This window comes from Kitasatospora sp. NPDC058243 (assembly GCF_042882025.1).
Lineage (GTDB): Bacteria > Actinomycetota > Actinomycetes > Streptomycetales > Streptomycetaceae > Kitasatospora.
Map to the genome: position 1 here is coordinate 24,500 of NZ_JBHVWW010000091.1, position 6,783 is coordinate 31,282.

Below are 6,783 nucleotides of genomic sequence, written 5' to 3' on the forward strand. Positions count from 1 at the left end.
CGGTGCCCCGGACGTTCGTGCTGGGTCGGTGCGTTCCGGTGGGACGACCCCGGCCCCCCTCGCTCACGGGGCCGTCCCACCGGTGCTCCTGTCGGGTCAGGCCAGGGAGGAGACGGCGGCCTTGACCTTGTCGCTGATGGCGGCGGGAAGCGGGACGTAGCCCTTGTCGCCGATCGCCTTCTGCGCGGCGTCGCTGACGGCGTAGGTCAGGAAGGACTTGAGGTTCTCGAGGTTCTCCGGCTTGTTGCCCTTGTCGCAGGCGATCTCGTAGGTCACCAGGATGATCGGGTAGGCGTTGTCGGCCTTGGTCCCGTAGTCCAGGGAGAGGGCGAGGTCGCCGTCGGTGCCCACGACGGTGGAGGAGGCGAAGGTGAGGGCGGCGTTGGCCGCGGTCGCCTCGACGGGCTTGGCCGCACCGGTGGCGATCTTGGCGCTCTTGAGGTTGTTGCTCTGCGCGTAGGACAGCTCGGCGTAGCCGATGGAGTTCTTGACCTGCTTGATCTGCGCGGAGACGCCGGCGCTGCCCTGGGCGGACTGGCCGCCCTTGCCCTTCCACGCCTTCTCCGGCGCCGCGGTCCAGGCGCCACCGGAGGTCTTGGCGAAGTAGGAGGTGAGGTTGTAGGAGGTCCCGGAGTCGTCCGAACGGTGGACGGTCTGGATCTCGGCGTCCGGCAGCTGCACGCCCGGGTTCAGGGCGGCGATCGCCGGGTCGTTCCACTTGGTGATCTGCGAGTCGAAGATCTTGGCGGAGGTCGGGCCGTCCAGGACCAGGTTGTCGACGTTGTCGACGTTGTAGACCAGCGAGACGAGACCCGCGACCAGCGGCAGGTCGATCGCCTTGCCGCCGGTGCAGACCGTCTTGGAGGTGTCGACGTCGGCGGGCTTGAGCGCGAAGTCGGTACCGGCGAAGGCGACCTTGCCCTGGTTGAACTGCTGGACACCGGCGCCGGAGCCGCCACCGCTGTAGTTGACGGTGGTGCCGGAGCAGGACGCGCCGTAGGTGGTCTTCCACACGTCGATCGCGTTGGCCTGAGCCGTCGAGCCCGCAGCGAGCAGCGTCCCGCCCTTGCCACAGTTGACAGCGGCGGCCGAAGCGGAGCCGCTGGAGCCACCGGCGGCCTTGGCACCGTTGTCGTCCGAGCCGCAGGCAGCGAGCGACAGCGAGCTGACGAGCGCCATGGCACCGATGGCGAGGGCCTTGGAGCGGCCGTTCCGCTGGAGCTTCACAGGGGTGTCCCTTTCTGTGGCATTGCCCGTCGCGCGGGCCGTGCGAGGACGGCGGAGCGCGGGTTCTGCTGTGGTCCGGGGCCCGTTCGGCCCTCCGGTAAACCCGAAGTTAGGCCGGGTAGGTGACACGACAGCCGGTCACAAGTGAACGGAGAGTGAACCTCGAAAGGATGACAGGAAACTACGTCAGGTAGTCACGGTTGCGTCACGGCAAGGGCGCGACGAGATCACTTCCACCGTTCCTTCACCGAAGGTGACCGTTCGCCCTTCACCGATGGTGACCGCTCGCCCGTACGGGCTTCGCACCCAGGATCGCCAGCAGGGCGTCGACCAGCAACCGGTCGCGGTCGTGCGTCAACCGGGCGCGGGCCTTCCCGGCGGGCAGCCACTCCAGCCGGTCCACCTCGCGGTTCGGCCGGAACGCCCCGCTCGACGGCACCGCCGCCCAGTAGCGCACCTCCTTCGGCCGGCCCTGCGCCAGGTAGTGCTGGGCCGGCAGCTCCGGACCGAGCAGGCAGGCGAACCCGGTCTCCTCGCGCACCTCGCGCAGCGCCGCCGCGACGACCCCCTCCCCCGGGTCGAGCTTGCCCTTCGGCAGGCTCCAGTCGTCGTACTTGGGCCGGTGGATCACCGCGATCCGCGGCCGCCCCAGCCGGCCGCTCTTCTTCGGCCGGCCCGGCAGCCACAGCACCGCGCCCGCCGCCAGGATCACCCGGGCGTGCCCCGCCCCGGTCGCGGCCGCGTCCGCTGCCGGCCCGATGCTCAGGCGATCGCGCAATTCAGGCCGTCCGTGGTGCGGGGGAATGCCCCCAGCCCTCGGCAGGGGGGAGGTCCGGCCAGCCGTCCGGGCCGGGCGGGAGGTCGGGCCACCGGCGGCCGAAGGCGTACCGCGCCGCCTCCACCTCCAGTCGCTGATCAGCATGCACCACGCCCAGCACGTAGGCGGTCGCCGGGGTGATCCGCGGGGTCCGCGCGGCGGTGGCCGCGGTGACCGCGGCGTCCGCCGCCTCCTGGTGCCGGCCCAGCACCCCGTCCAGCTCGTCCAGTTCGGCGGACCCGCGACCGCACACCTCCAGCGCGTACCGGGCCCGCTTCACCAGGATCCGCGTCCGTGCCCACGGCGCGTCGTCGGCCGCCAGCGCCGTGTCCGCGTCCACCGCGCCGCGCGCCGCCGGGACGGCGCCCAGCCGGCGCAGCCCGTCGCCGCCGTACGGCGTGGCGGCCCGGTGCAGCGGCAGCTGCTGGGCGCTCGCCGACAGCGCCGTGAACGCGGCGGCCGCCTGCGGCAGCAGCACCGCCGGCGCCCGGCCGCCCGCCGACTCCAGCAGCGGGGCATCGCCGACCAGCAGCGTCATCCGGTCCGCCAGCGCGTGCAGCCGGGCCGACCGGAGCTCCTGGAGCACCGAGGAGTGCGCCCTGGTCCGGGCCAGGGTCAGCTGCCGGTCCAGCAGCGCCCGCGCCTTGGGCGCCCCGACGTGCCCGGCCAGCATGCCCGTCCCGTCCGGATCGCTGCCGCTCAGCGAGTCCAGCGCGCCCAGCAGCCGGGCCGAGCGGCGGACGTAACCGGGCTCCAGCGCCAGCAGGTTGAGCAGCCAGCGCAGCTCGGTGCGCGACTCCTGGGCCCAGGCCTGCTCGAAGACGGAGCCGAAGGTGTGCAGCAGCCCGCCGATCCGCCGGACCGCCCGCAGCAGGTCGGCGGTACCGGCCGCCGGGACGACCGCGGCCGTCCCCGGTCTGGCGCCGACCTCGCCCACCGTCAGCGGCAGGGCGCGCAGGAACGCGCCGGCCTGGGCGGTGAGGTGGCTGGAGAGGATGTCCCCGGCGGTCGTGGTGGCGGCCGCCTGGGCCGTCATCGGCGCATCGGTCATGGCGTGGTAGATCCCCGTTCCCCCGGGTTCGTCCCCCCGGGGCTGGTGGCCGACCGCTGGAACCGGTCCCCTGCGGTTCCAGCGGCTCGCATCAGTGGTCGCGTCAGCGCGAGGCGGCGGCCCGGCGGCGCAGGCGCGAGTCGATCAGCAGATCCTGGACGTGCCGCAGCGGCCGGCCCTCGGCGTCCTGCGAGTGGCGGGTCCACGTGCCGTCCTGCCCCAGGTGCCAGGACTCGGTCTCGTCCGACATCCCGAGGTCGATCAGGCCGGACAGCTCGGCCCGGTGGGCCGGGTCGGTGATCCGCATCAGCGCCTCGATCCGGCGGTCCAGGTTGCGGTGCATCATGTCGGCGCTGCCGATCCAGACCTCCGGATCGCTGTTGTTGCCGAACACGAAGACCCGGGAGTGCTCCAGGAAGCGGCCCAGGATGCTGCGGACCCGGACGTTCTCGCTCAGCCCCGGCACGCCCGGCCGGATCGCACAGATCCCGCGCACCCAGACGTCGACCGGCACGCCGGCCTGCGAGGCCCGGTACAGCGCGTCGATCACGGCCTCGTCGACGATCGAGTTGACCTTGAGCTTCACGTACGCCGGCCGGCCGGCCCGGTGGTGGGCGATCTCGTTGTGGATCCGGGAGACCAGCCCGTCGCGCAGGCCGCGCGGGGCGGTCAGCAGGCGGCGGTAGGACTCCCGGCGCGAGTAACCGGACAGCCGGTTGAAGAGGTCCGAGAGGTCGGCGCCGACCTGCGGGTCCGAGGTCAGCAGCCCCAGGTCCTCGTACAGCCGGGCGGTCTTCGGGTGGTAGTTGCCGGTGCCGACGTGCGAGTAGCGGCGCAGGGTGTCACCCTCCTGCCGGACCACCAGCGACAGCTTGCAGTGCGTCTTCAGCCCGACCAGGCCGTAGACCACGTGGCAGCCGGCCTCCTCCAGCTTGCGGGCCCACTTGATGTTGGCCTGCTCGTCGAAGCGCGCCTTGATCTCGACCAGGACCAGCACCTGCTTGCCCGACTCCGCCGCGTCTATCAGCGCGTCCACGATCGGCGAGTCACCGGAGGTGCGGTACAGCGTCTGCTTGATCGCCAGGACGTCCGGGTCGGCGGCGGCCTGCTCCAGGAAGGCCTGCACCGAGGTGGAGAAACTGTCGTACGGGTGGTGCAGCAGGACGTCCCGCTCGCGCATCGCGGCGAAGATGTCCGGCTGGGACGCCGACTCGACGTCCGTCAGCCCGCGGGCGGTGCCCGCCACGAACTTCGGGTACTTCAGCTCCGGGCGGTCCAGTTCGGCGATCCCGAACAGACCGGTCAGGTCGAGCGGACCGGGCAGCGGGAAGACCTCCGCCTCGGTGATGTTCAGCTCCCGCACCAGCAGGTCCAGGATGTAGGGATCGATCGACTCCTCGACCTCCAGCCGCACCGGCGGGCCGAAACGCCGCCGCATCAGCTCCTTCTCCAGGGCCTTGAGGATGTTCTCGGTGTCGTCCTCCTCCACCTCCAGGTCCTCGTTGCGGGTCACCCGGAAGGCGTGGTGGGCGAGCACCTCCATGCCCGGGAACAGCTCCTCCAGGTGCGCGCCCATCACGTCCTCCAGCGGGACGTAACGCTGCGGCGAGGCCTCCAGGAAGCGGGCCAGCGACTGCGGCACCTTCACCCGGGCGAAGTGCTTGTGCCCCGACACCGGGTTGCGCACCACCACGGCCAGGTTGAGCGAGAGCCCCGATATGTACGGGAAGGGGTGCGCCGGATCGACCGCCAGCGGGGTGAGGACCGGGAAGATCTTCTGCCGGAACAGGGTGTGCAGCCGGGCCTGCTCCTTCTCGGCCAGCTCCGGCCAGCGGACCACCTCGATGCCCTCGGTGGCGAGGTCCGGCAGCACCTCCTGCTGGAAGGCGGCGGCGTGCCGCGCCATCAGCTCGCGCGAGCGGGTCCAGATCAGGTCCAGCACCTCGCGCGGCTGGAGGCCGGACGCGCTGCGCTGGGCGACGCCCGTCGCGATCCGGCGCTTCAGCCCGGCCACCCGGACCATGAAGAACTCGTCCAGGTTGCTCGCGAAGATGGCGAGGAACTTGGCCCGCTCCAGCAGCGGGATCCCTGGGTCCTCGGCCAGTTCCAGGACCCGCTCGTTGAACGCCAGCCAACTGCGCTCGCGGTCCAGGAAGCGGCCCTGCGGCAGTGCGTCGAACTCCTGCTCGTCCTCGGCCGGCAGCTCGGGCGGTATCCCCAGCGCACCGGACATCCTGGCCGGCGGGGACAGCGAGGCAGAGACGGGGCGGGGGATGCTCATGGGCTCCAGCTCCTCCAGCAGCAGGACGTCGTCCGGACGCGAATGGCTCTGCGGGCCGTCGTCCTCGCCCAGGGCCAACGCCCACCCGCCGGGCGCGGTCCGTACAGGGCCGGCCGGCACGTGGCGGTCGACTCTGCACGAGCGAGACACTACGGACTTCATCCTGTGATCTTCGCGGCAGCAATTGAATCCACGGTAAACACCGCATGGCCAGGAGGAAAGCTGAGTCGGTCGGGGCAAGGGCCGGTGACGTCCGACCCCTTGCCCCGGACCGCCCGGAGCCGCTAGGCCCTGCCCGGTCCTGTAGGTCCTGTCCGGTCCTAGGCCGCCTGGTCCGCGCGGTACTGGACGCGGTACATGAGGTCCACCTCGTGGATGGTGAACCCCAGTCGTTCATATACCCGCACCGCGGCCGGATTGTCGGCGTCGACGTAGAGCAGGACCGTCTCCAGTCCGCGCTCGCCGGCGTCCGAACCGGTCAGGTGACGCAGACCGGCAGCGGTCAGGGCACGGCCTAGACCGCTGCCCTGCTCGGCCGGGTCCACCCCGACCACGTAGACCTCGCCGAGCGCCGGCTCGGTGGCGGTGGCCGGGTGCACCTTCGTCCAGTGGAAGCCGACCACCTTGCCGCCCCGGGTGGCGAGGAAGAAACCGGCCGGATCGAACCAGGGCTCGGCCAGCCGCTCGGCCAGGTCCCGCTCCGTCCAGGAGCCCTGCTCCGGGTGGTGGGCGAAGGCCAGCGCGTTCAACCGCAGCCACTCGGCGTCGTCCTCGCCGGGGCGGAAGGTCCGGAGCTCGACGCCCTCGGGGACGGCGACGGCCTCGGTCTGCGGCCCGGTGCGGCGCATCTGCCGCAGCTCTCGGACCAGCTCGGCCCCGTACCGGCCGGCCAGGTGCCGGGCCGCCGGATGACCGCCGTGCACCCAGAAGTCCACCGCGTCGCGGCCGGCCCGGTGGGCCTGTGCCAGCACCGCGTCCACCAGCGGCCGGGCCAGGCCGCGGCCGCGGGCGGCCGGGTCGACCACCAGCTCGGCGGCGGGGTTGGCGGCGGGATTGGCGGCGGAGCCCTCCTGGACTTCGAGCTGCCCGTAACCGACGGCGGCGGCGTTCTCACTCTCGATGAAGTGGCTCACGCCGGGGCGCGGCGTATCCGAGGAACGCAGCCGAAGCCGGCCCTGCTCGGACACGGCAGCCCGGCCGTCCACCGCCTGGGCGTCCGCCAGAACGCGCAGGGCGCCGTCGCGCTGCTCGGGGCGGAGCACACTGTTCGCAATGACCGCTGTCTGATCGTCCATGCCCCGACGATACGTCACCGGAAATGCAGAGAACCCCCATCCGGTTTCCCGGATGGGGGTTCTCTGTGAATGATTGTTCGGCGGCGTCCTACTCTCCCACAGGGTCCCCCCT

Annotated in this window: 5 protein-coding genes; all 5 read right to left on the reverse strand. The window is 72.0% G+C overall.

Going from position 1 to position 6,783, the window contains the following annotated elements; translation table 11 throughout:
• Positions 1–96: 96 nt before the first annotated feature.
• Entirely contained in the window at positions 97–1,227 is a 1,131-nt protein-coding gene (pstS, locus tag ACFVX9_RS36540; RefSeq protein WP_380380164.1) for a phosphate ABC transporter substrate-binding protein PstS, read from the reverse strand.
• A gap of 268 nt (positions 1,228–1,495) precedes the next feature.
• Complete coding sequence (locus ACFVX9_RS36545; protein ID WP_380487306.1) at positions 1,496–1,987, reverse strand: NUDIX hydrolase; 492 nt, start codon at positions 1,985–1,987, stop codon at positions 1,496–1,498.
• Positions 1,988–2,006: 19 nt separating this feature from the next.
• On the reverse strand, positions 2,007–3,095 hold the full coding sequence (locus ACFVX9_RS36550; protein ID WP_063348288.1) for a CHAD domain-containing protein: 1,089 nt from the start codon (positions 3,093–3,095) through the stop codon (positions 2,007–2,009).
• Positions 3,096–3,198: 103 nt separating this feature from the next.
• A complete protein-coding gene (locus ACFVX9_RS36555) occupies positions 3,199–5,376 on the reverse strand; it encodes an RNA degradosome polyphosphate kinase (RefSeq protein ID WP_380341897.1) in 2,178 nt (725 codons plus the stop codon).
• Positions 5,377–5,696: 320 nt separating this feature from the next.
• Positions 5,697–6,671: a mycothiol synthase gene (gene mshD / locus ACFVX9_RS36560; protein ID WP_380562775.1), complete on the reverse strand. Its 975-nt coding sequence runs from the start codon at positions 6,669–6,671 to the stop codon at positions 5,697–5,699.
• Between the last annotated feature and the right edge of the window lie 112 nt (positions 6,672–6,783).

Excerpts from the sequence above, each read along its gene's own strand:
- ACFVX9_RS36555 (WP_380341897.1), bottom strand. The coding sequence starts at position 5,376 with ATGAGCATCCCCCGCCCCGTCTCTGCCTCGCTGTCCCCGCCGGCCAGG.
- mshD (WP_380562775.1), bottom strand. The coding sequence starts at position 6,671 with ATGGACGATCAGACAGCGGTCATTGCGAACAGTGTGCTCCGCCCCGAG.
- ACFVX9_RS36550 (WP_063348288.1), bottom strand. The coding sequence starts at position 3,095 with ATGACCGATGCGCCGATGACGGCCCAGGCGGCCGCCACCACGACCGCC.